Source organism: Chrysiogenes arsenatis DSM 11915, assembly GCF_000469585.1.
Lineage (GTDB): Bacteria > Chrysiogenota > Chrysiogenetes > Chrysiogenales > Chrysiogenaceae > Chrysiogenes > Chrysiogenes arsenatis.
On the sequence record NZ_AWNK01000023.1, the window covers coordinates 1 to 1081 of the forward strand.

2 protein-coding genes are annotated in these 1081 nt (G+C 43.1%); both read right to left on the reverse strand.

Annotated features, from left to right (window positions below; genetic code table 11):
- Positions 1–523 (reverse strand): RloB family protein (locus tag P304_RS0111095; RefSeq protein ID WP_027390582.1); only part of this gene is annotated, 523 nt, incomplete at its 3' end.
- On the reverse strand, positions 523–1081 hold a 559-nt coding region (locus P304_RS0111100), incomplete at its 5' end, for an AAA family ATPase (RefSeq protein WP_027390583.1). The genes P304_RS0111100 and P304_RS0111095, both read right to left, overlap by 1 nt.

The window sequence follows — 1081 nt, forward strand, 5'->3', positions numbered from 1 at the left end:
GCGCACGCATGGCCTGTGCCAATTTTACGATTACCTGATCCCGGTCAATAGCCGTGTTGTGATAATGAAAATGCAACAAATACCAAATTTCAAAACATGGGTTAGACCAAGCAACTTTAATCTCCGGGCGGTTTTTTGACGCTTTTTCTAAAGCCTGATCAAAGTTCTGACGAGTATGTCCGCCTCCACCACAACGCTCCTCGTCACGATCGATGACAATCCAGCGGTGTTCGTAATCTTTGTATGTGTTGCCATAGACACCTTCGTAGGCAAGCAGATCTTGAAGCACTCCTGTCGGGTCAGTGTGCTGATGATTGGCAACAACGCACGACAAACCAGAAAGCCTTCTGGCATTTCTCAGAATTTCAAAATAGCGCTCAAAGTAAAGGCGTGCACTTTTTTTGTCCTCACAAGCGAGAATGACAAGATGGCGCTGTTCCAATTTGTTTTCACGCCGTTTCGTGTACTTTGCAGGAGTGTTGCGCGAGGAATGTTTTTCTCGATTCGATTTTCTCCGCGCCATTACGACTTCTCCGCAAAAGTAAAGGTGCCAAGATAGGGGATAGCCCCATATTTCCCTTGAACGTAATGTTTTTCTATATTGTCTGTGGGGCGAACCTTTTTATATTCCGCCAGTGAATGAAGGTGTGTAACCCCATAGCTATCTTTTTCAGTGAACCAAATCTGTGACTTGTGAAAAAGTTGTTGGTTGAGCAGATTTGTATCGTGTGTTGTAAAAATCAATTGGGCATTTTTTGTATTGATTTTCGGGTTGTTAAACATCGAAATCAAAGAGATAGTGAGCATTGGGTGGAGACTGCTGTCGAGTTCGTCAACAAAAAGAATTTTTCCGTTTTTTAAGGTATCCAAGAACGGAGCGGAAAGGCTGAAATATTTTTTCGTACCTTCTGACTCGTCGCTATCTAGGTCAAATGTTTCGATGCCGATGCACTGGTCGCTTTCATCGTATTTGTTATGCACCGTTTTAATGCCAATCTCGATCAAAGGGGATTTTGCTGCTCGCAATTGAGATAACATTTTTTCTGGAATGTTCAGCTTTTCCAACTCAGCCTGAGAAACT